23 protein-coding genes and 1 riboswitch are annotated in these 24,401 nt (G+C 72.1%); of the genes, 10 read left to right on the top strand and 13 right to left on the bottom strand.

Features of this window, described 5'->3' with window-relative positions:
• Nucleotides 1-38: 38 nt before the first annotated feature.
• Complete coding sequence (locus ACN265_RS09555) at nucleotides 39-863, top strand: ABC transporter ATP-binding protein (RefSeq protein ID WP_377683066.1); 825 nt, start codon at nucleotides 39-41, stop codon at nucleotides 861-863.
• 152 nt (nucleotides 864-1,015) lie between these two features.
• Here ACN265_RS09555 and ACN265_RS09550 read toward each other — a convergent pair whose 3' ends face one another.
• The gene (locus ACN265_RS09550) at nucleotides 1,016-2,317 is read right to left on the bottom strand and encodes a hypothetical protein (protein ID WP_421406891.1); all 1,302 of its coding nucleotides are present in this window, start codon (nucleotides 2,315-2,317) and stop codon (nucleotides 1,016-1,018) included.
• A 135-nt stretch (nucleotides 2,318-2,452) separates the two neighbouring features.
• On the opposite strand from ACN265_RS09550, the gene ACN265_RS09545 reads away from it, so the two are divergent.
• Both ACN265_RS09545 and ACN265_RS09540 read left to right on the top strand, forming a co-directional pair.
• Nucleotides 2,453-3,142 carry a response regulator transcription factor gene (locus tag ACN265_RS09545; protein ID WP_421406889.1) on the top strand — a complete coding sequence of 230 codons (690 nt, stop codon included), beginning with the start codon at nucleotides 2,453-2,455 and terminating at the stop codon, nucleotides 3,140-3,142.
• Nucleotides 3,135-5,006 carry a sensor histidine kinase gene (locus tag ACN265_RS09540; RefSeq protein ID WP_421406887.1) on the top strand — a complete coding sequence of 624 codons (1,872 nt, stop codon included), beginning with the start codon at nucleotides 3,135-3,137 and terminating at the stop codon, nucleotides 5,004-5,006. Before ACN265_RS09545 ends, ACN265_RS09540 begins: the two co-directional genes overlap by 8 nt.
• 174 nt (nucleotides 5,007-5,180) lie before the next feature.
• Here ACN265_RS09540 and ACN265_RS09535 read toward each other — a convergent pair whose 3' ends face one another.
• The gene (locus tag ACN265_RS09535) at nucleotides 5,181-6,260 is read right to left on the bottom strand and encodes a hypothetical protein (protein ID WP_421406885.1); all 1,080 of its coding nucleotides are present in this window, start codon (nucleotides 6,258-6,260) and stop codon (nucleotides 5,181-5,183) included.
• Nucleotides 6,261-6,362: 102 nt separating this feature from the next.
• On the opposite strand from ACN265_RS09535, the gene ACN265_RS09530 reads away from it, so the two are divergent.
• Complete coding sequence (locus tag ACN265_RS09530) at nucleotides 6,363-6,956, top strand: TetR/AcrR family transcriptional regulator (RefSeq protein WP_421406883.1); 594 nt, start codon at nucleotides 6,363-6,365, stop codon at nucleotides 6,954-6,956.
• Between the two features lie 140 nt (nucleotides 6,957-7,096).
• On the opposite strand, the gene ACN265_RS09525 is transcribed toward ACN265_RS09530, so the two are convergent.
• Nucleotides 7,097-7,537 (bottom strand): hypothetical protein, encoded by a 441-nt coding sequence (locus tag ACN265_RS09525; RefSeq protein ID WP_421406881.1) that lies wholly within the window; start codon nucleotides 7,535-7,537, stop codon nucleotides 7,097-7,099.
• Nucleotides 7,538-7,687: 150 nt separating this feature from the next.
• Between ACN265_RS09525 and ACN265_RS09520 the strand changes: the two genes are divergently transcribed.
• The gene (locus ACN265_RS09520) at nucleotides 7,688-10,117 is read left to right on the top strand and encodes a tetratricopeptide repeat protein (RefSeq protein WP_421406880.1); all 2,430 of its coding nucleotides are present in this window, start codon (nucleotides 7,688-7,690) and stop codon (nucleotides 10,115-10,117) included.
• 144 nt (nucleotides 10,118-10,261) lie between these two features.
• On the opposite strand, the gene ACN265_RS09515 is transcribed toward ACN265_RS09520, so the two are convergent.
• On the bottom strand, nucleotides 10,262-12,121 hold the full coding sequence (locus ACN265_RS09515; RefSeq protein WP_421406879.1) for a hypothetical protein: 1,860 nt from the start codon (nucleotides 12,119-12,121) through the stop codon (nucleotides 10,262-10,264).
• 355 nt (nucleotides 12,122-12,476) lie between these two features.
• On the opposite strand from ACN265_RS09515, the gene ACN265_RS09510 reads away from it, so the two are divergent.
• On the top strand, nucleotides 12,477-12,776 hold the full coding sequence (locus ACN265_RS09510; protein WP_421406877.1) for a GNAT family N-acetyltransferase: 300 nt from the start codon (nucleotides 12,477-12,479) through the stop codon (nucleotides 12,774-12,776).
• Nucleotides 12,777-12,900: 124 nt separating this feature from the next.
• On the opposite strand, the gene ACN265_RS09505 is transcribed toward ACN265_RS09510, so the two are convergent.
• On the bottom strand, nucleotides 12,901-13,245 hold the full coding sequence (locus ACN265_RS09505) for a hypothetical protein (protein WP_421406875.1): 345 nt from the start codon (nucleotides 13,243-13,245) through the stop codon (nucleotides 12,901-12,903).
• A gap of 73 nt (nucleotides 13,246-13,318) precedes the next feature.
• Entirely contained in the window at nucleotides 13,319-13,963 is a 645-nt protein-coding gene (gene bluB, locus ACN265_RS09500; protein WP_420119778.1) for a 5,6-dimethylbenzimidazole synthase, read from the bottom strand.
• A 37-nt stretch (nucleotides 13,964-14,000) separates the two neighbouring features.
• Nucleotides 14,001-14,198: riboswitch (cobalamin riboswitch) on the bottom strand.
• A gap of 88 nt (nucleotides 14,199-14,286) precedes the next feature.
• On the opposite strand from bluB, the gene ACN265_RS09495 reads away from it, so the two are divergent.
• On the top strand, nucleotides 14,287-15,240 hold the full coding sequence (locus ACN265_RS09495) for a phosphotransferase (protein ID WP_421406873.1): 954 nt from the start codon (nucleotides 14,287-14,289) through the stop codon (nucleotides 15,238-15,240).
• 76 nt (nucleotides 15,241-15,316) lie between these two features.
• Here the strand turns inward: ACN265_RS09495 and ACN265_RS09490 are convergent, their stop codons facing one another.
• The 5 genes from ACN265_RS09490 to ACN265_RS09470 all read right to left on the bottom strand — a co-directional run bounded on the left by ACN265_RS09490 (nucleotide 15,317) and on the right by ACN265_RS09470 (nucleotide 20,119).
• The gene (locus ACN265_RS09490) at nucleotides 15,317-16,075 is read right to left on the bottom strand and encodes a hypothetical protein (protein ID WP_421406871.1); all 759 of its coding nucleotides are present in this window, start codon (nucleotides 16,073-16,075) and stop codon (nucleotides 15,317-15,319) included.
• A complete protein-coding gene (locus tag ACN265_RS09485; protein ID WP_421406870.1) occupies nucleotides 16,072-17,112 on the bottom strand; it encodes a hypothetical protein in 1,041 nt (346 codons plus the stop codon). The genes ACN265_RS09490 and ACN265_RS09485 overlap by 4 nt, the downstream gene beginning before the upstream one ends.
• Nucleotides 17,109-18,827, bottom strand: coding sequence for an AMP-binding protein (locus ACN265_RS09480; RefSeq protein WP_421406869.1), 1,719 nt, complete (start codon nucleotides 18,825-18,827; stop codon nucleotides 17,109-17,111). The genes ACN265_RS09485 and ACN265_RS09480 overlap by 4 nt, the downstream gene beginning before the upstream one ends.
• 7 nt (nucleotides 18,828-18,834) lie before the next feature.
• Nucleotides 18,835-19,077: an acyl carrier protein gene (locus ACN265_RS09475; RefSeq protein WP_204923467.1), complete on the bottom strand. Its 243-nt coding sequence runs from the start codon at nucleotides 19,075-19,077 to the stop codon at nucleotides 18,835-18,837.
• Nucleotides 19,078-19,159: 82 nt separating this feature from the next.
• Nucleotides 19,160-20,119 carry a hypothetical protein gene (locus ACN265_RS09470; RefSeq protein WP_421406867.1) on the bottom strand — a complete coding sequence of 320 codons (960 nt, stop codon included), beginning with the start codon at nucleotides 20,117-20,119 and terminating at the stop codon, nucleotides 19,160-19,162.
• A 340-nt stretch (nucleotides 20,120-20,459) separates the two neighbouring features.
• Between ACN265_RS09470 and ACN265_RS09465 the strand changes: the two genes are divergently transcribed.
• Nucleotides 20,460-22,055, top strand: a complete 1,596-nt coding sequence (locus ACN265_RS09465; RefSeq protein ID WP_421406865.1) for an amino acid adenylation domain-containing protein — start codon at nucleotides 20,460-20,462, stop codon at nucleotides 22,053-22,055.
• Nucleotides 22,056-22,331, top strand: a complete 276-nt coding sequence (locus ACN265_RS09460; protein WP_421406864.1) for an acyl carrier protein — start codon at nucleotides 22,056-22,058, stop codon at nucleotides 22,329-22,331.
• A 164-nt stretch (nucleotides 22,332-22,495) separates the two neighbouring features.
• Here the strand turns inward: ACN265_RS09460 and ACN265_RS09455 are convergent, their stop codons facing one another.
• Complete coding sequence (locus ACN265_RS09455) at nucleotides 22,496-22,819, bottom strand: nuclear transport factor 2 family protein (protein ID WP_421406862.1); 324 nt, start codon at nucleotides 22,817-22,819, stop codon at nucleotides 22,496-22,498.
• A gap of 32 nt (nucleotides 22,820-22,851) precedes the next feature.
• Nucleotides 22,852-23,682, bottom strand: coding sequence for an SDR family NAD(P)-dependent oxidoreductase (locus ACN265_RS09450; protein ID WP_421406861.1), 831 nt, complete (start codon nucleotides 23,680-23,682; stop codon nucleotides 22,852-22,854).
• Nucleotides 23,683-23,740: 58 nt separating this feature from the next.
• On the opposite strand from ACN265_RS09450, the gene ACN265_RS09445 reads away from it, so the two are divergent.
• The gene (locus tag ACN265_RS09445) at nucleotides 23,741-24,400 is read left to right on the top strand and encodes a TetR/AcrR family transcriptional regulator (protein WP_420119748.1); all 660 of its coding nucleotides are present in this window, start codon (nucleotides 23,741-23,743) and stop codon (nucleotides 24,398-24,400) included.
• The last annotated feature ends 1 nt before the right edge of the window (nucleotide 24,401 follow it).

The raw sequence follows: 24,401 nt of genomic DNA, 5'->3' as shown, positions 1-24,401 counted from the left end.
GCCCGTCCCGCACCGCACCGCCCACCCCGGAGGCAACCATGACCGCCCCGCCCGCGATCGAACTGGACTCGGTCACCGTCGGCTACGACCGTCGGACCGTCTGCCGGGACGTCTCCCTGCGGATCGCCGAGGGGAGCTTCACCGTCTTCATCGGGCCGAACGGGTGCGGCAAGTCGACCCTGCTGCGCACCATCGCCCGGGTGTTGCGGCCCAGCGCGGGCCGGGTGGCCGTCCTCGGCCGCGACGTGCACGGCTACCGCCGGCGGCAGTACGCCCGCACCGTGGGGCTGCTCCCCCAGGGCATCGAGGCACCGGCGGGGATGACCGTCACCGATCTGGTGCTGCGGGGGCGGCACCCGCACCGCTCGGCGCTGAGCCGCTGGACGTCGCACGACGAACGGGCGGTCACCGCGGCGCTGGCCGCCACCGGCACCACCGACCTCGGCGACCGGGTACTGGCGGAACTCTCCGGAGGCCAACGGCAACGCGCCTGGTTGGCCATGCTGCTGGCGCAGGACACCCCGATCCTGCTGCTCGACGAACCGACCACCTACCTCGACATCGCCCACCAGTACGAGGTCCTCGACCTGCTCGCCGACCTGCACGCCGGCGGCCGGACCGTGGTCGCCGTCCTGCACGACCTCAACCAGGCGGCCCGCTACGCCACCGACCTGGTGGTGCTGCGCGACGGCCAGGTCGCCACGACCGGTCACCCGTCGACGGCGCTCACCCCGGACCTCGTCGCCGACGTGTTCGGGTTGCGCTGCCGGATCGTGCCCGATCCGGTGACGGGCACTCCCGCGGTGTTCCCCGAGTCCGCCCGCCCCCACCCGACCAGCCCAGCGGTGGCGCCCGGTGGATGAGCGGACCGTCCTGCCGACGGCCGGCCTGTCAGGGGCGGACGGAACCTGTCCGACCCTGACAGCCGCGCCGATCGGCTACGGAGGCCCCGGACATCGCTACCGGCCAGCCACGGCCCGACCGTGGACGACGAGGGCTTCACCGCCGTACGGTGCTACCGCAGGCCCCGTCGGGGTCGGGGAACGATCTTCTCGGCGTCGACCACGGTGAACGAGGCGTACGGGTGGACGCCACCGCTGACGACCGCCTCGGCCTGCCGGTCGCCCAGGAGCACCGAACGGAAGAATGCGGTGACATATCCGGCGCTGACCTGGCGCTGTTCGGTCTCGGTCAGTTTGCGGGTCACGTGCGACCACTCGATCGGCGGTTCGGGGGTGCCGCTGTCCGGGTCCCAGTCCGGGAACGTCGGGGTGCCGCACCAGCCCGGTGCCGGACCGAAGCCCTGGTCGTCGATGGCGCCGACCTGCCCGCTCCCGGGAGACCACTGGGTGTTGAGGAAGTTGTGGTTCGCGCCACGAACATGCCAGGTGTAGACCGGCTCACGCGTGTGACCGGTTGCCAACTTCGCATAGTCGAGACCCTGCTCGCTGTCGCAGCCGCCGACCCACACCGCGAGCGGTGCCGAGGTCACCCGGTAGAGCTTGGCATCCGGGGAACCGGGATTGGTGGCGGTGCCCGAGCCGGCGGCGGCGAGGGCGAGGACGCCGGCCACGCGTACGCCTGCCGGAAGGTCGACGCGGTGGACGTCCGCGGCGTGCCAGGCCACCGCACGGCCGCCGCGTGAGTGGCCGAGTGTCCCCGTACGAGAGAAGTCGATCCTGCCTTTGAGGTTCGGGGTCGGGCCGCTGAAGTGGCCGGCCAGCGCGCCACCGCCCGTGCGGCCCAGTTCGGTCCAGAGCGAGAGATGCTTGTTGATGAGCTTCGCGCGGGCGTTGTCGGCCTCGGTGCCGATCTGACCGGCGTTGATTCCGTTGGCGCTGATCGAGACGACGACCATTCCCTGGGCGGCGAGCTGTCGGGCAAGATAGTCGTAGCCCCGGTAGCTGGGTAGTGCGGCGACACCGGGCGCGCACGGCCACTGCCAGAGCCGGTGGATGGCGTCCAACCAGCGCGGGTCGTCGTAGTAGTCGTCCGGCGACTCCTTCTCGATCCGGGCCGCCTCGGCGTCGGCAGCCCGGTCGGCGCAGGTGGACCAGTAGCCGTGCGAGAGCACCACCAGGGGAAACGGCCCGTTGCCGGCGGCCGGGTAGTGCACGTTGCCGGTCAGCTCGATCGGTGCCAGGGTCGACGAGTCCGGGCCGTCGGTGTGGAAGCCGGCGACGGTGAACGCACGGTCGCCGAGGGTGTAGTCGAGCGACCTGACCGGATAGGTGCGGTCCCTGGCCTGGGCGGGTGACGCAGGCACGAGGCCGGCGGCGACCAGCGCCACTGCGGCCAGGCCCTTCAGCAATGACAACCTTTTCTCCTTCACGGGGACCGGGGCTGGTACGTGCCACATCCTGGCGAACCCTTGTCAGGAACCTGTGGTGATCCGGTAGTGGTCCCGTTCTCTACCTGTTTCGATGTTCTGACGCCTCCTAGACTCGCCGCCGTGAACGCGAACGTGCTCGTCGCCGAGGACGACCCCAAGCAGGCCGAACTGCTCCGGCGGTATCTGGAGCACGAGGGCCACCGGGTGTCGGTGGTCCACGATGGCCGGGCAGCGCTGGACGAGATCCGCCACCGCCCGCCGGACCTGCTGGTGCTGGACGTCATGATGCCGCGCGTCGACGGCCTCGACGTGTGCCGCATCCTGCGTCGGGACTCCGAGGTGCCGGTGCTGATGGTCACCGCACGCAGCACCGAGGATGACCTTCTGTTGGGCCTGGACCTGGGCGCCGACGACTACCTGACGAAGCCGTACAGCCCGCGGGAACTGGCGGCGCGGGTGCGCACGCTGCTCCGTCGGACCCGGTCCACGGCTGCGCGGCCCGTCGCGCCGCCCCTGCGGGTGGGCGACCTTCTCCTTGATCCGGTACGCCACGAGGTCACCGTCGCCGGCACCCCGGTGGTGTGCACCCCGGGCGAGTTCGCCCTGTTGAGTGCGTTCGCGACGGAGCCGGGTAGAGCGTTCAGCCGCGACCAACTGCTCCGCCGGCTGCACGGGCTCGACTCGTACGTCACCGCCCGCACGGTCGACGTGCACGTGATGAACCTGCGCCGAAAGATCGAGACGAACCCGCGACGCCCGGCACGGCTGCTCACCGTGTACGGCATCGGATACAAACTCGCCGATGGCTGAGCGGTGCGGACGCGGCAGCCTCCTGGTCCGGCTGCTCGCCCTCAGCGTGGTCATCTCCGTACTCTCGATCTCGGCGACCGCCTGGCTCGCCGTACGCGACACGACCCGGGCACTGCAACAGGAGCGCGGCCGGGCGCTCGCCGACGACGCGCGGATCTACAACGCCCTGCTCGGGCACGCCGCGACGCACCACGACTGGACGGGCGTTTCGCCACTGGTGCGGTCCCTCGCGGCGGACACCGAGCGACGGATCGTCCTGACCGACCGCAACCGCACCCCCCTCGCCGCGTCCGGTGCGGGGGCCCTGCCGCAACGGGCCTCCGCCACCGTCGATCCGCTCGACGTCAACACCGATCTGGCGGGCACGGCGGGAGCCGGCGGGATCGACGCGCGGGCCACCGGCCCGTACCAGCTACCGGACGCCGAACGGACCGCGCTACGCAGAATGGCGGTGAGGGCGCTGGACTGTCTGCACGGTCCGGTCGACCCGGCCCCGATGACGGCGGCGGAAGGGTTGCTTCCGGTCCGTACCGATGCGGAGATCGTCGTCACCCCCAGCGGACGGCCCCGCATCGCGTCCCGAGGCACCATCGTCACCACCGACACCCGGTGCGTCGGGGAGTTCGACGCGTTGGCCGAGCCGACCGCCACCGAGCGACAGGCGCTGGACCAGCTCGACGACCTCGTCAACACCTGCCTGGGCCGCCAGCGGATTCCGGCGGTGCGAACCGACCTCGACGGACAGTGGACCCCGGCCGGGTCCGGCCCGATCACCACCGAACGACGCGACGACGTCGACGGTTGTGTCGCCACGGCACGACGCACCCAGATCGCCGACCACGTCGCGCCGCCCGTGCTGCTGTTCGTCACCGACCCGGGTACCCCGGTGCCGGTCGGTGCCTTCGACCTCACCCCGGCCAACCGGTTGCGGATCTTCGGGGTGGCCGGGGTGGTGCTGCTCGTCGCGGTCGGCGTCACGGTGCTGGTGGGGGTACGCCTGGTCCGACCACTGCACGCGTTGACCGCTGCGGCCGGGCGGATGCGCAACGGCGACACCACGGCACGGGTCCGGGTCGCCGGACGCGATGAGATCGCCCGGCTCGGCACCGCGTTCAACGAGATGGCCGAACAGCGGTGCCGGGTCGAGCAACTGCGCCGCGACATGGTCGGCGACATCGCCCACGAGATGCGTACGCCGGTGACGAACATCCGCGGCTGGTTGGAGGCAGCCGAGGACGGGGTGGTCGAACTCGATGTGGACCTGGTCAGCTCGTTGCTGGACGAGGCGCTGCTACTCCAGCACGTCATCGACGACCTTCAGGATCTCGCCGCAGCCGACGCGGGCGAGCTGACACTGCACCGGCAACAGGTCGAGCTGCCCAAACTGCTCCGCGAGATCGCGGACGCCTTCGCTCCCGCCGCCGAGTCCGCCGGGGTCGCGCTGGTCGTCGATGCCGCACCCGGCACCCTCGATGCCGATCCGATCCGGCTCCGGCAGGCCATCGGCAACCTGATCACCAACGCGATCCGGCACACCCCCGCCGACGGCCAGGTCACGCTCTCCGCCCGGCACCGGGCAGCGTACGTCGAGATCGCCGTGGCCGATACCGGGCCGGGGATTCCGCAGGAGCAGCGTGAGCTCGTCTTCGAACGGTTCTGGCGGGCCGAGAAGTCCCGCAGCCGGCGAACGGGCGGCAGCGGTCTCGGGCTCGCCATCGTCCGCAAGATCGCCGAGTCACACGGTGGCACCTCGGCGGTCGCCGGCGCTGCCGGAACGGGAGCGGTGTTCACCCTTCGCCTGCCGGCCGCAGGCGGTCAGGCCGACCCGCCGCACCGGTCTGCCCCGCCTCCCGACCGACCCTGACCCCGCACCGCCGTGGGACCGGCGGGTGGTCGGGGCGGTGTCGGTTTTCCCATCAGGGCCGCGCCCCTTCCGCCGGCCACGCTCAGGCGTGGCCTCGCCCCGGCAGCGTTCCGGCCGAACACGTGCCCGGTCGGCGGCTCGTCGCGGCCGGCGGCTGGCCGGTCACGGGGACCGTCAGCGGTGCACTGCCACCTGGTACACGCCGCCGCACGCCTCGGCGAGGGTCGACCCGAACAGCGCCGCAGGCGTGTACGCGCCGGGTTTCCCCTGCCCGGCCAGCAGCCGCCGAACCAGCTCGGCAGGCACCGTCGCCGTCCAGGACTGGGCCTCGCCGACCCGTAGCCAGCCCTCCCGGATGCTGCCGTCCGGCCACTGGACGACCGCGTGGCCCCAGGAGTGCTCGCGGGGCTTCGGGCGGGCCCTGGTCGGTACCGCGGCGAGCCGTCGCCGCAGCAGGGCGCGCACCGGGCCGATCGCGAGCAGGGCAGTCGCGACGGGCAGCACCGCGCGCACGACCGGGGAGGACGGGGCCTCGCTCGATGCGGCGAGCACGTCCGCGGCGCCGCTGGCCCGTTGGGCGGCCACCAGTTCGCCCAGCGGCATGCTGGCGGTGGTCACCGTGGAACCGTCGGGCAGGACCAGTTTCATCGGGTCGCCGGCGAGCGGGGTCGGGGTGAGTCGTCCGTCGCGGTACCGGCGGCCCTGGAACCGGCCGCCGCCCTCGACCCCGGGGATGCCCTCCACGATCGTGGCGGCCAGGGCGTCGCCGACGACACCGTCCTCGGCGGCCAACGAGGGCACCATGTCGACCCGGACCCGCCGAGGTGTCGGCCGTCCCTCGCAGAGCTTCACCACGACGCTCTCGGTGGCGGTCACGCCGAACCCGGCTCCCGTGACGGCCGTGCACCCCGCGGCCGTCAGCTCCCCGTGCCGGCCGAGGATCGCCGTCACCGAGGCCAGATCGTTGGCGAGGTCGAGGTAGTGGCCGGCCGGGAGGCACGCGTCCAGCAGCGGCAGGGCCGTCTCGACGAACGGTCCGACGGTGTTGACCACCACGGCCGGCCGCTCCCGGCGGATCGCGGCCGCGGTTTCGCGGACCGAACCGGCCACGATCGTCGGCAGCCCGTCGGCGGCGGCCTTCAGCCGTCCGGCGTCCCGGCCGACCAGCACCGGCTCGATGCCCCGTCGGCGCAGTTCGGCCGCGATGGCGCGCCCGCTGCGTCCGGTGCCGCCGAGGATCCATACGTCGGTCATGGCACAGCTCCGCCCTGGTGCGGCAGCCGCCCCAGTGACGACACGCCGTGTCATCACCATACCGTCGACGACACGTCATGTCATCACGGCTACACTGGGATCATGGCCCGATGGCGACCGGATGCCCGCGAGCGGCTGCGGCAGGCGGCGCTCGAACTCTTCGCCGAGCAGGGCTTCGCCGCTACCACGGTGCCGGCGATCACCGCGCGGGCCGGCCTGACGACGCGCACGTTCTTCCGACACTTCGCCGACAAGCGCGAGGTGCTCTTCGCGGACGAGGCCGAGATCAGCGCCTTCGCCACGGAACTCATGGCCACGGCGCCCACCGACGAACCGCTGACGTTCATCGTCGCGGGCCTGCGCACGGTCGCCGAGACCTACTTCGAAGGCCGCAAGGACGACCTGCGGCAACGGCGCGCCATCGTGGCGTCCGACCCGGGGCTGGGCGAACGCGACCAGCACAAGCGCGCGATGCTGGCCCAGGTGATGCGGGACGGCTTCCGCGCCCGCGGCCTCGACCCGCTCCGGGCCGACCTGCTCGCCGAGACAGCGGGAACCCTGATGTACGTGTCCGTCGCCGCATGGCTCGAAACCGACGACGGTCGCCGGCTCGGCGACATCATCGACGCCGCACTCGCGACGCTGCGGGCCGAACTGGAAGGGCTGCCGAACGGTCAGGGTGCTTCGCAGGGGTGAGACCGGCGCGAGCGGCACCGGCGGGCGGCCCCACCGCACGGCCGCACGCCGGTCACCGACCCGACTCCGCCCGGGTGCCGCTCATCGGTCGGGCATCGCTGCGACCGGGCTGCTGGCCGCTATCACGCCCACATCCACGGCTACCCCTTGACGGTGACCTGGTGTTTCGCACAGGCAGCGATCAACCTGGGGACTGCGGCGGCCAGGTTGCCCTGCCGTAGCTTCACCGTCTCCGGCGCATCGCGCGGATCCTGCGCCCGTTGCACCCGCTGCACCATGCCCACCGCGAAGACCCCGGCAGACCGCAGATCCTCGTGCGCGGAGCGTTGGAACAACTCCCCCACCCGCTGCACCTCGTCGTCAGGGGCGACCTCGCCCTCCCCGGCCCGCACCACGAACCCGGCCGACCGGCAGGCCGTCACCCCCGGATCCTCGTCCCCCCGGTCAGCGAGCTGCCAGTACGCCACCGCGCCGCCACCCAGGGCGAGCACCGCGAGGGCCGCCACCGACGGGATGACCCATCGATGCCGTCGTCGCGGCACCTCGGCGGTGGGCCCGACCCGGGAGTGGTCGTCAGTCACCCGGACGTCCTTTCTCGACACTGCTCACGCGGGAGCGAAAACTACCACCCGCCGCACACGACCGGCACCACCGGCCAGAGACACGGGAAGCGCCCTTTCCGATACGATGAGCTACATCCGCGCACATCTATGAATGCTTGAGATCGACCGATGACCGCTACCCGAGCGGACGGCGCGTCCGCCCTGCTGCCGGACCCGGGTCGGGCCCGCACACTCGACGAGCTCACCGCGGCGCTGAGGTCCCTGAAGCTCTGGGCCGGAAGCCCGTCCTACGAACGGATCACCAACCAGGTCAACCACGCCTGGCGGGCCGCCGGCCGCCCGGCCGGCGAGTGGACCAAACGTCCCACGGTCGTGGACTGTTTCAAGCCCGGCCGGCGACGACTGAACGCCGACCTCGTCACCGCGATCGTGCGGGCCCTGCACCCGGACGAGGGATACGTACACCAGTGGCGTCAGGCGCTCCGGGTGCTCGGCGGGGAGGCCCAGGCCGCCACCGTGGTACGGGTCCAGGACCGGCTGCCGCCCGACCTCGCCGGGTTCACCGGTCGCGCCAGCGAACTCGACCAGCTCCGGCACACCCTCGGCCACCACCGAGACACCACCGGGGCGATGGCGGTCGCGGCGATCGAGGGCATGGCCGGGGTCGGCAAAACCCAGCTCGCCGTCCACGCCGGACACCTCCTGATCCGGGAGTCCCGCTTCGACCGGACGCTCTTCGTCAATCTGCGCGGGTTCTTCCCCGACCCCGCCCGGCCTCCCGCGGACCCGGCCGCCGTCCTGGACGGGTTCCTGCGGCTGCTCGGCGTACCGGCCCACCAGATCCCCCACGACCTGTCCGCCCGCACGGCGGCCTACCGCGACCGGCTCACCGGCACCCGTACCCTGATCGTGCTGGACAATGCTGCCGACGTCGACCAGGTCCGGCCGCTCCTCCCCGAGGTTCCCGACTGTCTCGCCCTGATCACCAGCCGGCGGATCCTGTCCGACCTGCGGCCGGCCACGCGCCTGGTGGTCGACGTGTTCACCGAGGACGAGGCCGTCGACTATCTCGCCCGGGTCGTCGGCCGGATCCCCAGGGGTGACGACCCGGACGCGGCGGCGCGTATCACCCGACGATGCGGCCATCTCCCCCTGGCTCTCGACCTGACCGCCGGACACATGCGGGCCACCCCCGGCTGGACCCTCACCGACCACGCCGACCGGCTCGACGAACGCCACCTCCAGCGACGCCTGGAAACCGGCGTCGAACTCGCCCTCGACCTCTCCTACCACCATCTGCCCACCGACCAGCGACGGCTGCTGCGGCTGCTGGCGCTGCACCCCGGGCAGGACAGTGACGCCTACGCTGCCGCCGCCCTGACCGGCACCGGCCTGGACACCACCCGTAAGCACCTGGACCACCTGTGCCGCGACCATCTCCTCCAGCAGTCCGCCTCGGGCCGCTACACGTTGCACGACCTCGTCCGGGCCTTCGCCGTCACCCGCGCACACGACGAGGTACGTCCCGCCGACCGTCGGGAAGCCCTCACCCGCCTTTTCGACCACTATCTCGCCACGGCGGCCACCGCGATGAACGCCCTGCACCCCGCCCAGGCGCACCTTCGTCCCCACGTTCCGCCGACCGGCACACCCGCCCCCGACCTGGCCAACCCGGACAGCGCTCTGGCCTGGCTCGACATCGAACGGCCCACCCTGGTCACCGTCGCGGCCCACACCGCCGGCCACGGCTGGCCCAGCCACACGACGCGCCTCTCGCGCATCCTGTACCGCTACTTCGCCGGCGGTCACGGCAGCGACGCCGTCACCGTCCACCAGCACGCGCACCACGCGGCCCGGCACACCGGCGACGTCACCGAACAGGCCCACGCCCTGACCGATCTCGGCGTCGCCTATCTCTGGGTCGCCCGGTACGAGTCCGCCGTCGAGCACCTCACCACGGCCCTGCACCTGTTCGGCCAGACCGGACACGGGTTCGGGCAGGCCCGGACCCACACCAACCTGGGCGTCGCCGAACAGCGGCTCGGCCACTACCGCAGGGCCGCCGCCCACTTCGCGCAGGCCCGGACCGCGCACCTGCGGGCCGGCGACCAGACCGGCCAGGCCCGCGCGTTGAGCAACCTCGGTGACGTCGAACAGCGCCTGGGCCACTACCGCAGAGCCGCCCGGCACCTCCGACAGGCACTCGCCCTGTACCGACGGAGCGGAGACCACGCCGGTGAGGCGGTGTCGCTGGCCAACCTCGCGGAGGTCGACACCCGGTCGGGGCGGTACGGGGCGGCTGCGGAGAACCTGGACCGGGCGCTCGTCCTGTTCCGTCAGGCCGGTCACCGCAACGGCGAGGCCTGGGCCCTGGACGGGCTCGGCACCCTCCACCGCCACCTCGGACAGGCCACCGAGGCCGCCCGACATCATCGGCAGGCCCTGACGATCCTGCAGACGACCGGGGTGCCGCCCACACCATCGCCGCCGAGATCGGCGCCCGGGACCAGCGGGCCCGTGCCCAGGCCGGGCTCGCCGGCGCCCACCGCGCCCTCGACCGGCACGATCGGGCCCGCGACCACTACCGGCAGGCCCTGACCATCTACACGGACCTCGGCACCCCCGAAGCCGACCAGATCCGCGCCTGCCTCGCCGCCCTCGACGACGCAGGTCCCCCGGAGCTGACCGTGCGGTCCCCGGAGCTGCCCTGATCTCCGGAGACCGCACGCGTGGCGGCTGGGGTCACCCGCCGGCCCGTCGACATCCCGCCGGGGAACACGTCGGGGTGGGGCAGGTCGGATGGGTGGTGCCGGGTACGCAGACCGGTGGCTGCACGGGATTGGCGTCGACGTCCGGTCGTTGCAGTCCGACGTAGACGGTGGCGGCGGACGCGCCGAGCACGCCGACGTCCAGGGCGCACGTGTCCAGCCACAGCGTGGCGACCTGCCGGGTGCGGCAGAGCTCCTGCGCCCACAGCCTGGTGTTCTGGTTGAGGTTGCCGGCGTAGAACGGTGCCGTCGGGTTACCCACGGCGACGGCGGTGCAGGGTTGCAGCAGGGTGGCGGAAGGGCTGACCCGCCAACTGTTGCCGAACCTGTCGTAGAGGTCGGCATGGGAGAGCGGCACGCGCAGGGCGCCGCCGCCCTTGACCTCGAGGTAGTGCGGATCGTCATCGGGGTTGCCCAGGAGGCCGCGCACCGTCGGCGTCCCGGGTCCGACGCCGATGCCCAGGTCGAGGTACCCCGTGTTGGCGGTGGCGCGGACGCTGTTACCCGACGGGTCCTTGAACGTGTACACGTTGTTGACGCGGTCGATCGCCACCCCGTTGGGCAGCAGCAGTGACCCGCCGGTCGGCAGGCTGGTGGTGGTGCCGTTCACCACCAGCCGTGTCCCGTCGCACAGTGCCAGCCTCGCGTTGCCCATCCTCAGCGCGACCGACCGGTTGACCGAGGTGTTGGGCCAGGTCGAGCCACCGGGCGCCTTGCGGGTCTGCACCTCGAACGTCGAACCGGCCTGGGCCTCGACGAAGTCGCCCGTGGCCTGGAAGTCGTAGAACAGACCGCCGAACGTGTACTGGTGGGTGTCGCCGATGACCGCGGCGATGCGACAGGCCGACGCCGCCGCCGGACCCTGGACCGACTCGTTGATGACGACGGCCGGCGCCGGGCTCGACGGGACCGGACCCGGGGGGCCGAAGTTGAGGTTGTTCCGCTCACTGCTGAAGCCGAAGTTCTGACAGTCGGGCCTGACCGGGCTGCCGTCCTCGACGGTCGTGCGGACGTTGAAGCTCGCCTCGGGATTGAACTTCGCCGTTGAGCCGTGGCCGTAGCCGAACACGTTGAACTCGACCTGCGTCCACTCCGAGGCGGGTTCCTGGGGATCCGGTGGCAGAGCGTGGAGGATGCCCGCTCCCGTGGACGAGTAGATCCGCCCCGACCCGTCGTTGAAGGTGACGGTGTCGGTCTCCTGCCCATCGGCCGTCTTCGCGACCGAGCCGTCCAGTCGCAGGGCCGGCTTCGCCATGCTCTGGATCGGCAGGTAGGGCAGCTGGATCGCGTCGGTCTTGCGCGAGCAGTGGGTCTCTGAGTCGTCCGGTGCCTCGGTCCACCCCGGTGGGCACGGCTGGCCCGGGTCCGGGTTGTAGTGCAGCAGCCAGTACTCGACGTAGAGGCGGCTGGGGCTGGGATCCGGGTTGGGATTGCCGCCCCTGGTGCCGTCGTTGGCGAACACGAACTGCTTCCAGCCCCGGCACAGGCCGGCGGTCGGTGAACCGTTGCACTCCTGGACCCGGAGGTGGTTGGTGTTGAGCTGGAACGAGTAGCTGCCCGGCATGGTCGGCCCGTCGGTCGGGACGCTGGTCACGCTCAGGTTCTGCTGGTTGACCTTCTCGAAACTGCCGGACGCGCGGGTGATCGGACCGGCACCCGTCGGCCTTCCCGTCACGATCCCGATCCCGCCCCCGACGTCCCGCCGGGGAGCCTGTTCGAGGTTCGGGGCCATCGGAGCCGACGGCGGGGCCACGCACCCGGTCTTCTGCCACACCAGTTCGGGATAGGCTGCGGTGAAGCACCCCTGCGCCGACGGCCGCGGCACCTTCACCATCGTCGAATGCCAGTCCTGAAGATCCCCCTGGGCAGCCGGGGGTCTCCCCTCCCCGCTGGCATGTACCCCCATCCCCAGCAGTACCGCCGCGATCGTGATGCCCACCAGCCCGGATGGTGACCGGTGTCCTCGCGGTAGCAATCTCATCATCGTTCCCTCCCACCGCAGGTGGAATAGCTCGGCGCCCGCCCTCGGGGCGGGCCTCGCCGACGAGCGTCGCGTGACGTCGGGCCGTGCGGGGGATCCCCATACAAACCCATACCTGCCCACCCGGCAGTGTTGGTGCACCGAGGTGGCGTCCGGTCCGCCGGACACCGCGTCCGACGCCCTCCGCAGTGCGGGAGGTGATGCGAGGATGACGGCCGTGGTGAGCATCGACTCGTTGACTGGACGTGACCGCGAAGAGTGGGAGGGTTTGACCCGGCGTTTCCCCGCGCACTGGGCGGGCCGGCCGGATCGACCCGCGACCGAGGTCGACGACGAGGGCTACGAACGCACGTGGCAGCGCCTGGTGGACGGCGAACAGATCCGGGGCATCTGCGCACGGCGCGACGGTGAGATGGTGGGCATCGCGCATTACCTGTTCCACGCCGCCGTCTACCGGGGATACATCCTGTACAGCTACTCACGAGCTGCGGCCATCACCACGACGTGACCGGCGTCCGGTCGTCGGTGCCGGTGGTCCCGGAAAGTCCGGCGTCGACGCCCGGGTGGTGGTCACACCAGAGCCCGTCCGGCGTACGCGCGTCACCCGCGCGTACGCCGGACGCCGGACGGCCCTACTGCCAGGAGCCGCTGCGGCAGATGAACTGGGTGGTGCCGCTGTACTGGGTGGTGCCGCCGTCGACGTAGCTGTAGCTGGCCCGCACGGGGTGGCCGAGGTTGCTGGCCGGGCAGGTGGCGAAGAGAGTCGGCCCGGCGGTCGTGAAGGTGCCGACACTGCCGGAGTACCAGGTGATGCTCCAGGTCGTCGTGCCGGTGCTGCTGGCGTCGCAGTAGAACTGCGACGCGCCGGACTCGCAGAAGGGAGCCGGGGCGGCGGCGAGAGCCGGCGTGGCGCCGGCGGCGGCGAGGCTCAGGGCGGCGAGCGCGGACGCCGCCAACACCTTGACGGTGGTACGCATGAAACTCCTCCCAACGTAGCCGAGCGATGACTCAGTGCGACGCCAGCCTAGCTGTCGCATCGACGTACCCGAATTAGCTGTTCGGTTGGTCGGTCCCCCGCCGTAGCCACCGGTCGTGGTGGATCGCCTCGGTGAGGGGCCTGCGCCGCCGCCACCCGTGCCGCTCCAGATCGGGCACGGCCTCCAGGTGGGTGACCGGCCCGACGCAGAGCCAGGCCACCGGCCGGATGCCGGCCGGCACACCCAGCAGCTCGGCCAGGAACGGCTCCCGGTAGAAGGACACCCACCCGACGCCCAGCCCTTCGGCGGTGGCGGCGAGCCAGAGGTTCTGGATGGCCAGGCAGACCGAGTAGAGGCCCGCGTCGGCGATGGCGTGCCGCCCGAGCACCGCCGGGCCGCCGCGCTGCGGGTCGTAGGTGACGACCACCGACAGCGTCGACTCCAGCACCCCGTCGATCTTGATACGCGCGAACCGCTCGGCCGCCGCACCGTCCAGAGTGGCGGCGAACGTCGCCCGCTCGGCCTGCACGTGCCGATGGAACCGGCGACGGACGGCCGGGTCCCGGACCAGGACGAAATCCCACGGCTGCGAGTTGCCGACGCTGGGCGCGGCGTGCGCGGCGTCGAGAATCCGGTGCAGGGTGTCGGCCGGCACCGGCTCCCCGGTGAACTCGGCCCGGACGTCCCGGCGGCGGTGGATGGCGTCGTAGAGTTCCACAGGCAGGCTCCCGCTGCGCTCGGCCCACCCCCGACGGGTGGGCGCTCGACGCGAGGCCGGTCTTCGGACTCCCGGATCAACGCCTACCCGTCCGCCTTCCCAGCCCTTGGGCCAGTGGCTGCGCTCCTCGCGCCTGGACGGTCGCTCCCCGGTCACCGCGGCGGGCCCGTGCCGGAATCACACCGGCTTCCCGATTCTCCCCGCATGCGCGGGGCACCTCGCACGATCATGCCGTCGCCGATGCTAACCCGCACCACCGACGCCGGCCGGCCACGGCCCGACCCGACAGCACACGCAGCGGGTCCCCGTGTTCCGGCGTCCACGTGGACGCCGGGGTGTGCGACGTCCTCGCCGAGGTGGCCGGCTGCCAGGCCTACGACGAGGCGCGCTTCGGTCGCTGGACTCCCGTGCGGCGGGAGGAGCACGTCGGGGTCGAGGTGCCGGACCCGTTGCGCAGCGACACGGTGTTCGAGACCGTGGCTTCGGGACGTGATGTCGTGGTCCGCGACGGCGGCGCGGCGACCGTACGAGCCGGTGCCGGCGAGGTCCGTCCGGTCCGGGCGCGTCGAACGACGGAGAGGGAGAACGGCATGACCGAGACGGCCGGCGACGAGGAGCTGAGGCTGCCGCACGGATACACCAACGCGACCAGCCGGGTGGCCGGCACGGTGCGCAAGTCCTACCTGGGGCCCGATGCCGGACAGCGCTTCACGGTCGAGCGGGCCGCACTGTCCGGGCTGGCCGGCAGCTTTCCCGTCCCGGAGGTCCGGGCGGCCCCCGACGGCGAGCTTGCCGTCGCGGAGGTCGCCGGTTGGCATGCGCAGGACGCCCTGGACGGTGGTCACGCCGCTGCAGTCCTGCGGCTGTGCGGCCAGGCCCGGCGACGGCTGTCCGACGTCGACCCCGCGACGGTGCCGGGTCTTCCCGGCACCGGCGAGGTGATCGTGCACGGCGACTTCGGCCCGCAGAACATCCTGGTGAACGAGGCGGTCGACGAGGTGCTGGCGGTCATCGACTGGGAGCTGTGCCATCTCGGCCCGGCGGTCGAGGACCTCGCGTGGACCGAGTGGATCGTACGGATGCACCATCCCCTGGCGGTCGATCACCTCGATCACCTCTTCACCGGCTACGGCGAGCGTCCGGGCTGGGGCGAGCGGCAGGCGGCCATGGTCCGGATGTGCCTGCGGTGTCGTGACTTCTGCGTGCGCTGGGGCGATCCGGTGGCCGTCGCGATGTGGAACCGGCGGACCGCCGCGACCGAGGCGTTCCGCGAGTGAGCGCGGCGGCGATCCCGGCGGCGGTGAGCGGCTGACATCGGTCCGATCCCGACCGGCCTCCCCCGGCTCGGGTCGGTCACCGCTCGATGCTGGCGTACTCGCAGACCGCCGCCGGGAAGCCGCCCGCGCCGAAGCGCAGCTCGACGACGTGCCCATGGGCGGTCTCGGTGACCGCCGGTGTGATCGACTGACCGGCCTGCGCCGGTCGCAGGTACCAGCACCGGCTGGTGTCGGTGCGGCCGGGCGGCACCCCCGCGTCGGCCAGCGCGTTCTCGCCGCGCTCCAGGTAGCACGCGAAGAAGACGTGGTCGTTCAGATCCGTCTCCCGGTCGCTGAAGGTGAAAGCCGCCGTCTCGGTTCCGCCGCTGCGGGGTCGTCGCGGCAGCTCCGGCAGCAGCGGCGAGTCGCCGCCGAAGCCCGGGGGCGCCTCGGTGCGCGGTGTGGGTCGTGCCCCGGCGCCGGCGTCCAACCAGGTCCACCGGCTGGTCCACACCGCCACCACGGTGCCGTCGGCGTCGCGCAGGGTCAGCTCGTCGTGCCCGCCGTACCAGCCACGCCGGTCGACGCCGAGGGTGACGGCCAGTTCGGCGTCGAGCGGCGCTCCGGGCAGCACCCGCACCGGCGGGGTGTACGCCTGCACGTACCGCACCACGGCGCGGACCCGGTGCCGTTCGAAGTAGGACCAGCGGTCGAGTCCGGCCGTCTCTCGCCACCAGCCGGCGGAGACCTCGTCGAGGAGGTGCACCAGCTGGGTCGGTTTCAGGGTGCCCCGTTGGGTGATGGCCGGATAGCGGGCCTCGGTGCCCGTGCGGTACACCCTGGACCCGACGGTCACGGCAGTGGTCCATCAGCCCGGGGTCGGCCGGGCCGCAGCGGTTTGATGGTGGTGCCCACCGTGAGCGGACGGGTTTGGCCCCCGCAGTGGTGTACCGCCATCGGACCCTCCGCCCGGCACGCGCAGGGCAACACCCGGTTGAGGCTGGAGCCGATGCAGAACTCCTCGAAGGCGGTCCGGTCGCCGGGAAGCAGCCGGGCCAGCAGCGCCATCACCGGGTCCACCGCCTTGATCCGGCCGTCGTCGTCGCGCACCTCCAGCCAGGCGTGGTCGAGGTCCATCATGCCGATCAGCCAACCCCCTCGGGCGTACGCCTCGTACCCCATCGCCCGGCACTCCCGTTCGAGATACAGGCTGGCGGAGACGCAGTTGACCACCCCGTTGGCGAGGGTGTCGTCCGGGTCGACCTGCCAACTCGACGGCAGCATCTGGAAACGCGGCCCGCCGTGCCGGATGCCGGCGAAGAGCCGGGCCAGCCGGGGGGAGACGATCCGGTCCGCCCGGCCCGCGGTGACCAGGTCCAGTTCGACGGCGGCCAGGTCGGGTACGGCCGGCAGCCGCACCTCGTCGTCGGTCACGGTCACCGGACCGGCGGCGCTGGTCCAGCCGGAGGCCGCACCACCGGTCAGCTCCGGCACCGGTCGGTGCAGCAGCCAGCCGGGGTCGGTGCCGCATCCGCCGTCCGGACACCGCAGCGTCGCGGTCATCCGCCAGGATCTCGGTTCCGTCCAGGTGGCGGCGGGCTTCAGGGAGAACCGGAACGCGAACTCCCAGCCGATCTCCGGCAGGCTGTTCCCGGTGCCCGAGTAGAGACCCAGATTGATGAGGTCGTAGTGGCAGAATCGCCGTTCGTCGCCCGCGCCGGTGACCGGCAGCCCGGCCTCGACCAGTAGCTCCAGCGTCTCGGCGGGGCAGCGTAGCAGCCCCAGCGCGCCCGCCCGGTCGACGGTGGCCTCGCGGTGGGCCGGCGGGACGAGGGTGATCCGGCGCAGCGCGGCGAGCCACCTGTCGGTCTGCGCCGCGGTGACGGCGCTCATCGCGGCCACGCTGCGGGCTCGGCGGAGTCGTAGAGCACCTCGCCGGGGAGGGAGCCGTCCGTGGCGGCCCGGAACATGGGCCGCCGTCGTGGTTTGCCGCTGGTGGTACGCGCCACCGCGGGCGCGGGCACGCTGAGCACCCGGATCCGTACGCCGGGGCCGCCCTCCCGGCCGAGTATCCGCGCCACCTCCGCGGCCCACGGACCCGGCCGCTGCCGGATCAGCGCATGCAGTACGGGTGTGTGGCCGGCGGACCCGGCCAGGACCACGACCCGTTCCGGGGAGAGGCCGTCGACGCCGGCGAGACGGGCCTCCAGGTCCTCCGCGTAGAGGTTGCGTCCGCGTACCTTGAGGCTGTCGCCGGCCCGGCCGAGGACGAACAGTTGGCCGTCGTGGAGGAAGCCGTGGTCGCCGGTGCGCAGCCGGCCCTCAGCGAAGGCGGCGTCGGGTGCGGCGGGCCCGTGGTATCCGGCGGCCACCGACCGGCCGGTCAGTGCGATCTCCCCGACGACGTCGGGCGGCAGCGGTCGGCCCTCGTCGTCGACGACGGTCACCGCGACACCGTCGCGGGCATCGCCGCAGCCGACCAACCAGTCGTCGTCGGCCGACGGGTCCGTCCCGACCTCCTCGACGGCGGTCACCTCGACCGGCTCCCCGGGGCGCAGCTCGCCGGCGAACCGGAGCGCCACCGGTGGTGGGGCCAGGTGCAGGCCGGTCGCCACGAGGGTGTTCTCGGCCAGCCCGTACGCGGGGAGGAAGGTGCGGGTGCGGAACCCGTACGGGCCGAGCAGCGCCGCGAACGACTCCAGGGTGCGCCGGCTGACCCGTTCGGCTCCGACGATCGCGGCCCGCCAGCCGCTGAAGTCCATCCCGGTCAGCTCGTCCGGGCCGATCCGCCGGGCGGCGTAGGCGTAGCCGAAGGTGGGTGCGGCGGTCAGCGTCGCACCCTGCTCGCCGAAGCAGGACAGCCAGCGTCGGGGTGAGCGGATGAACTGGTCCGGCCGCATGGCGAGAATGTCGCTCTGGTTGAGCACCGGAGCGAGGGTGCAGCCGATCAGCCCCATGTCGTGGTAGGTCGGCAGCCAGGTGGCGGTCACGTCGGCTGCACCCATGTCGAGCCAGCGGCGGATGGCGGTGACGTTGGCCAGGAGGTTGTCGGCGCGGAGGGCGACCGCCCGGGGGTGGCCCGACGATCCGGAGGTGAACTGGACCAGCGCCACCTCGCCCCCAGCCGGCGGCCGCCGATCGTCGGCGGCAGGCGCGACGGGCTGGCCCGGCCCCGCGTCGCCCGGCTGGTCCGGGCCCGCGACGGTCAGCACGGTCACCGCCAGACCGGCGGCGGCTGCGGCGCTGCGGGCGGTCCCGGCCAGGTGCGGGTCGACGAGCACGGTACGGGTGCCGGCGACCCGCATCAGGTGGGTCAACTGCTCCGGGTACGCCGCACCCGCGCCGAGCCCGGCGGGCGGCGGCATCGGGTTGACCACCCCGCCGGCCGCCAGCGTTCCGAAGAAGCCGGCCAGGAACGTCTCCGGTGACACCAGCAGGAGCGAGACCACCTCACCCCGGCGCAGTCCCGTGCCGCGCAGCAGTCCGGCCACGTCCAGTGCGGCGGCGGCGAGCGAGGGGAAGTCGTGCCGGGCCCAACCGGCGTCGTCGGTGGCCACCCGTAGCCCGTGGCCGGTGCGCGGCTCGGTGAGCCAGCCGGTCAGGCTCATGGCGTCGTCATCCGGCGGCCTGGCTGACCAGCGCCACCACGTCGGCGACCGTGACGACGTCCATCGCCTCGTCGTCGGAGATCGGTGGCAGGTCGAACCGCCGCTCCAACGCGACGGCCAGTTCGATGAGCGTGAGCGAGTCGAAGTGCAGGTCCTCGACGAGTCGCTGGCCGTCGGTGACGTCCCCGGCCGGGTGGGGTGCCATGCTGGCCACCAGTTGGCGGACCGTCACCTCGACGGGCTCTGCCATCGGACTTTCTCCTTCTTCCTCAGTTCAGGCTCCGGTTTCCTGAGTTCGGGCTCCGGTTTCCTCAGCTCGGGCTCCGGTATCCTCAGTTCAGGCTCCGGATCGGATGTGGCACGCCGTGCCGGTTCTCGTAGTCGGCGACGGCCCGCTCCTCGGCGGCCCGCCACACCTCGGTGACCTGTGCGTCGACGTCGTCGAGACCGGCGGCGCGCACGCGGCGCAGCAGCGCGTCCCGGGCGGTGTCCCACTGGTCGCGCAGTTGCCGGCCGCGGGCCCGGACCACCATCGGCAGCGCCGACGGGTTGCGTCGCTCCGGTCCGACCAGCACGTGCACCACGTACGGGATGGCGTCGAGGACCTGGTCGCCGACGAGCTGCCGGCGGCCGTTGTCCACGGCGTGGCGCATCGCCCACACGCCGAAACCGACGTGCCGGGACTCGTCGCGGATCACGTTGCGCAGTCCCTCGGCCAGCACGGGCAGCTGGCCGCAGCGGCGGACCGCCTCGGCGACCGAGCGGAGCACGACCAGCGCGAGCGCCCCCTCGGCCACCACGTGGTAGGTGGTCACCGCGGCGTACCAGGCGTCGCGGTCGTCCGGGTCGCGCCGCACCCGTTCGGTCTGTTCCAGCAGGTACGCGTCGAACAGTTCCACGGTGGCGGCGGAGGCCTCCGCGCGGCACCGCAGCGCGTACGCGTGGGGTGGTTCGGTGGCCCCCTCCACCGCCCGGAGGTAGCCGAGGAAGAAGATGCTGTGTCGGCTCTCGTCCACGAGCTGGCTGGAGAGGTAGAACTGGGCGGCCTGGGTGGGGGCCGCGTACACCAGGGGGGTCAGCAGCCGGGCGACGGCGACCTCGCCGACGGCGAGTTCGACGAGGGCGGCCTTGAGTTCCTGGTAGAGGAAGGGCCGCAGCGCCTGCCACGCCGGTCGGTCGGCGGCCATCGCCAGGTCCTGGGTGGACCAGTTCTGCCGCTCCCAGCGCAGGTACAGGCTCTCGGGAGTGGTTTCCCGGTCGTCGATGAGCTGTTCGTCGAGAATGGCCGTCACCGTGGGACTCCTTTCCCGTGGCGGCCCTGCGTCACGGGGCCGCACCGGTGGCAGCCGGTAGTGGGATCGACCGGAGGAACGGCATCGACCAGTGATCACCTAGAGAATCGGCGAGCGGGTGCCGGGTGTCAAGCAGGGTTCCCGGGCCCCGTGGTGCCGGCGGCAACGGCCGGCATGGGGCACCGTCCGAACAGGAGCGTAAGCGCCGGGTTCGGTGCCCCTGCACCGTGAAACTGTGTCCGCTCGCGGCAATGATCGTGTGGTAGAAAGGCAGGAATTTTCGTCGGGGGGCACCGACTACGAGGTTTCGGAGGGGAAGCCCGACATGGGGATACGGGCCGTGGCACCTGGCAGCCTCGTCGATCTCGTCCGGGAACAGGCCGACCGTGACGCGTCGAGCGTGGCGGTGGTCGACGAGGGCGGTGTGCTGACCTACGGCGACCTGGAGCGGGAGAGCAGCCGCCTCGCCCACGTCCTGGCGGCCCGTGGGCTCCGGCCGGGCGACCGGGTCGTCCTCCTGCTCCCCCGGTCCGCCGCGGCGATCTGCGCCATCTTCGCGGTCCTGAAATGCCGTGGCGTCTACGTTCCGCTGGACACCGCCAGCCCGCCGGCCCGGCTGCGGCCCCGGATCGTCGCGGCCGAGCCCCGGTTCCTGATCGGGGATGCCACCACCCGCCGTCTGCTCCGGCAGTGCTGGGACGGTCCGTCGGCCGTGACGGTCTGGCTCACCGACCCACCGCCGGACGCGCGGCGACCACAGGACGTCCTGGCGGCCGAGGTCTCCGCCGCACCGGCCACGCCACCGGCCACCGAACCGGACCGCGCCGACCTCGCGTACCTGCTCTTCACCTCGGGTTCGACAGGGACGCCGAAGGGAGTGCCGATCACCCACGGGAGCGTACTGAGTCTCGCCTCCTGGGCGCGGGACCACTTCCGACTGACCAGCACGGACCGGTTCTCCTGCCACTCGGCGTTGTCGTTCGACTTCTCCGTGCTCGACATCTATTCGGCGGTGGCGGCCGGCGCGTCGCTGCACCTGGTGCCGGTGCACTACAACCTCGTACCTGACCTGCTGGCGCGGTTCATCCGTGACCAGCGGCTGACCCAGTGGTCGTCCGTGCCGTCGGTCCTCATGGCGATGGCCAACCGTGGTGTGGTGCGGGAGATGCCGGACCTGCGCCGGGTGGTCTGGTGCGGGGACGTCTTTCCGGTCGACGGCCTGCGCCACTGGATGGCGAACCTGCCGCACGTCCGGTTCACCAACCTCTACGGGCCCACCGAGACCACCGTCGCGAGCAGCTACCACGACGTCGGGTCGATGCCGGCGTCGGGTGCCGGGGTGCCGATCGGCACCGCGCTGCCCGGTGAGCGCCTGGGGGTGTTCGACGAACACCGGCGGCCGGTGCCGACCGGCGTGGTCGGTGACCTGCACATCGCCGGGGTCGGGCTCAGCCCGGGGTACTGGCGGAGCCCGGCGGAGACGGCGGCGGCGTTCGGCGCCGTCGAGGGAGACGACACCACCCGCTGGTACCGCACCGGGGACCGGGCCAGCATCGACGAGCAGGGGCTCGCCCACTTCCACGGTCGCGGTGACCGGCAGATCAAGTCCCGCGGGTACCGCATCGAACTGGACGAGATCGCCCGGGTGGCGCGGCAGCTGCCGGAATTCGCCGACGTGGCGATCGTAGCGGTGGACTCCCCCGAGGCCGCCGGGCGCGAGATCGGCCTCGCCTACGTGGCCGCCGGCGACCGTCCGCCGGACCACGCGTCGGTACGGTCCGCACTGGCCCGGACGTTGCCCCCGTACATGCTGCCGACGCGGTGGCTTGCGGTGGAGGCGATCGACACGAACAGCAACGGCAAGGTCGACTATCCGGCGCTGACCCGACGGTTCCTCGACCATGCCGACGCGGCCCCGCCCGGAACGGAGACCTAGATGTCGTCACCCACCACCTGGCCGGCGTCGTTCGAGGCGGTCCTGCGCCGTTACCTGGCGGCGCTCTCCGTGGACGAGGACATCCCGGCGGAGCCGCTCGTCGACCTGGGCCTGGACTCGTTGCGGGCGACAGCGCTCCTGGCGGACCTGGAGAAGGAGTTCGGTGTCGACTTCGGCGACGAGGTGCTCGACCCCGCGCTGTTCTCCGGTGCCGGCCACATGTGGACGGTGGTCCAAGAGCTGATGGACGATCCCTCCTCGCGCGCCCCGCGGTGACCCGGCTGCGGTAGACGGCTCGGGTGCGGCTTTCCTCGTCCGGTCGCGCCGGGCTGCCGGGTGGGCCCGTCACCGTGCCGCGGTCGCACCTCGGCACCTCAGCGTGGCCGGCTCCCGATGATCGGGAGGCCGGCCTCCCCTGGGCTGGCACGGCCGGCGACGGATCAGACAGGGGCGATCGTGAGGTCGGTGACCTCGTCGTCCTCGATGGTGAAGACGAACGAGAAGGACAGCGGTCCGCCGGGGAAGTCGCCGTCCCCGGAGGCCACCAGCCGGTCGTCCGTGAACGAGGTCGGCGTGAGCACGATCCTGGGGGTGATCAGGTGCCCCTGGATCCACTCGCGGATCTCGGTCCGGCCGGCCCAGGTTCTTCCGTCGTCGCGTACGGTGGCCCCGTCGCCGAAGACCGCGGCCAGTGCGTTCGCGTCGTGCGCGTTGGTGGCGGCGATGAAGTTCTTGACGACGTCGGGCAGCGTGATGTCGTTCATGTCCACTCTCCGGTTTCTCGGGGACGGCAGGCTCAGAAGTCCGCGCTGCGGGACAGCTTCTCGTTCGCGCGCAGCTCCGCGAGTGCGTTCTCGTGCATCGCGACCACGGCGTCGTAGCCGGAGTTGCCGAGCACGATCCGGTGCGGTGGAACGGGTGCGTTCATCGCGCTGATCACGGCTTGCACACCACGAACAGGGTCTCCGGCCTGCTTGCCGTCGGCGTCCACGAACGCCGCTTTGACGGCCTCGACCATCGGCACGTAGGCGTCGACGGTCTCGGTGACGGGCTCGTTCTGGAAGTAGGAGAAGGCGCTGGTACGGAAGGCCCCCGGCGCTACGGCGAGCACGCGCACACCGAACGGCTCGACCTCCTGGCGCAGCGTCGCGGTGAGTCCTTCGATCGCGAACTTCGCTGCCGTGTAGTAGCCGAACCCCTGTGCGCCGACGAGGCCGGCCACCGAGGACATGTTGACGATCCAGCCGTCGCCGCGTGCCCGCATACCCGGGAGGACCGCGCGGATCACCTCGACGACGGCGAACAGGTTGAGGTCGAACGTGCGGCGGATCGTCTCGTCGGGAGCCCCCTCGATCGAGCCGTACCAGCCACGGCCCGCGCTGTTGACGAGCACGTCGATTCCGCCGAACCGGTCCTCTGCCGCCCTGACCGCTCTGCGCACCTGGCCGGAATCGGTGACGTCGAGCTGGAGGACCAGGACCCGGTCGCCGTACGGCTCAGCCCATTCCCGCAGTTCAGAGGGTCGACGTGTGGTCACCGCCACCTGGTCCCCCTGGGCCAGCGCTGCCTCGGCGTAGACCAGGCCGAACCCTCCGGGGGTCCCACCGGTGATGAACCAGGTTCTCAAGGGCTTCTCCTTTCGCTATAGAGCGCAATGTAGCGCTACATGGGCTACCATAGCAAGCGTGACCAACGCACGGGATCGTCTCCTGCTCGCCACGGCGGAGATGCTGGAGAGCGGCGCCACGGTGTCCACGCGGGCGGTGTGCGAACGCGCCGGGGTGCAGGCCCCCACGCTCTACCACCACTTCGGCAGCAAGCAGGGCCTGATCGACGCCGTGGCCAACCACGGCTTCACCCAGTACACGGCGGTCGAGAACTCGGGCGACCCGCTGGACGACCTACGCAAGGGCTGGGACCGGCACGTGCAGTTCGGGCTGGAGCACCCGTCGTTCTACGGGTTGCTCTACGGCCGCGCCGAGCCGGGAAAAGCCTGCGCCGTCACCGCTCCCGCGCACGCCGCGTTGCGGGAGCGGTTCACCGCCGCAGCCACCCAGGGCATGCTCAGGGTGCCGGCGGCGGACGCCGCCGAACAGGTGTTCGCCGCCAACGTCGGCATCACGCTCACCCTGATCACCCAGACGGAGCCGGACTTCGGGCTGTCCGGACGCGTCCGCGAGGCCGCGCTGGCCGGAGTCCTGCACACACCGTCCGCCGGCGCGCCCGCGACCCGGGCAAGCGCCGCATTGACGCTACGTGCGCTGGTCGACGACGACCCGGGCGACCTCACCCCCGGAGAACGCGGACTACTCGACGAACTGCTGGAGCGCCTGGCCCGCCAGTAGA

The organism is Micromonospora sp. WMMD730 (assembly GCF_049178955.1).
Taxonomy (GTDB): domain Bacteria; phylum Actinomycetota; class Actinomycetes; order Mycobacteriales; family Micromonosporaceae; genus Micromonospora; species Micromonospora wenchangensis.
This window is presented reverse-complemented; position numbering and strand designations above follow the sequence as displayed.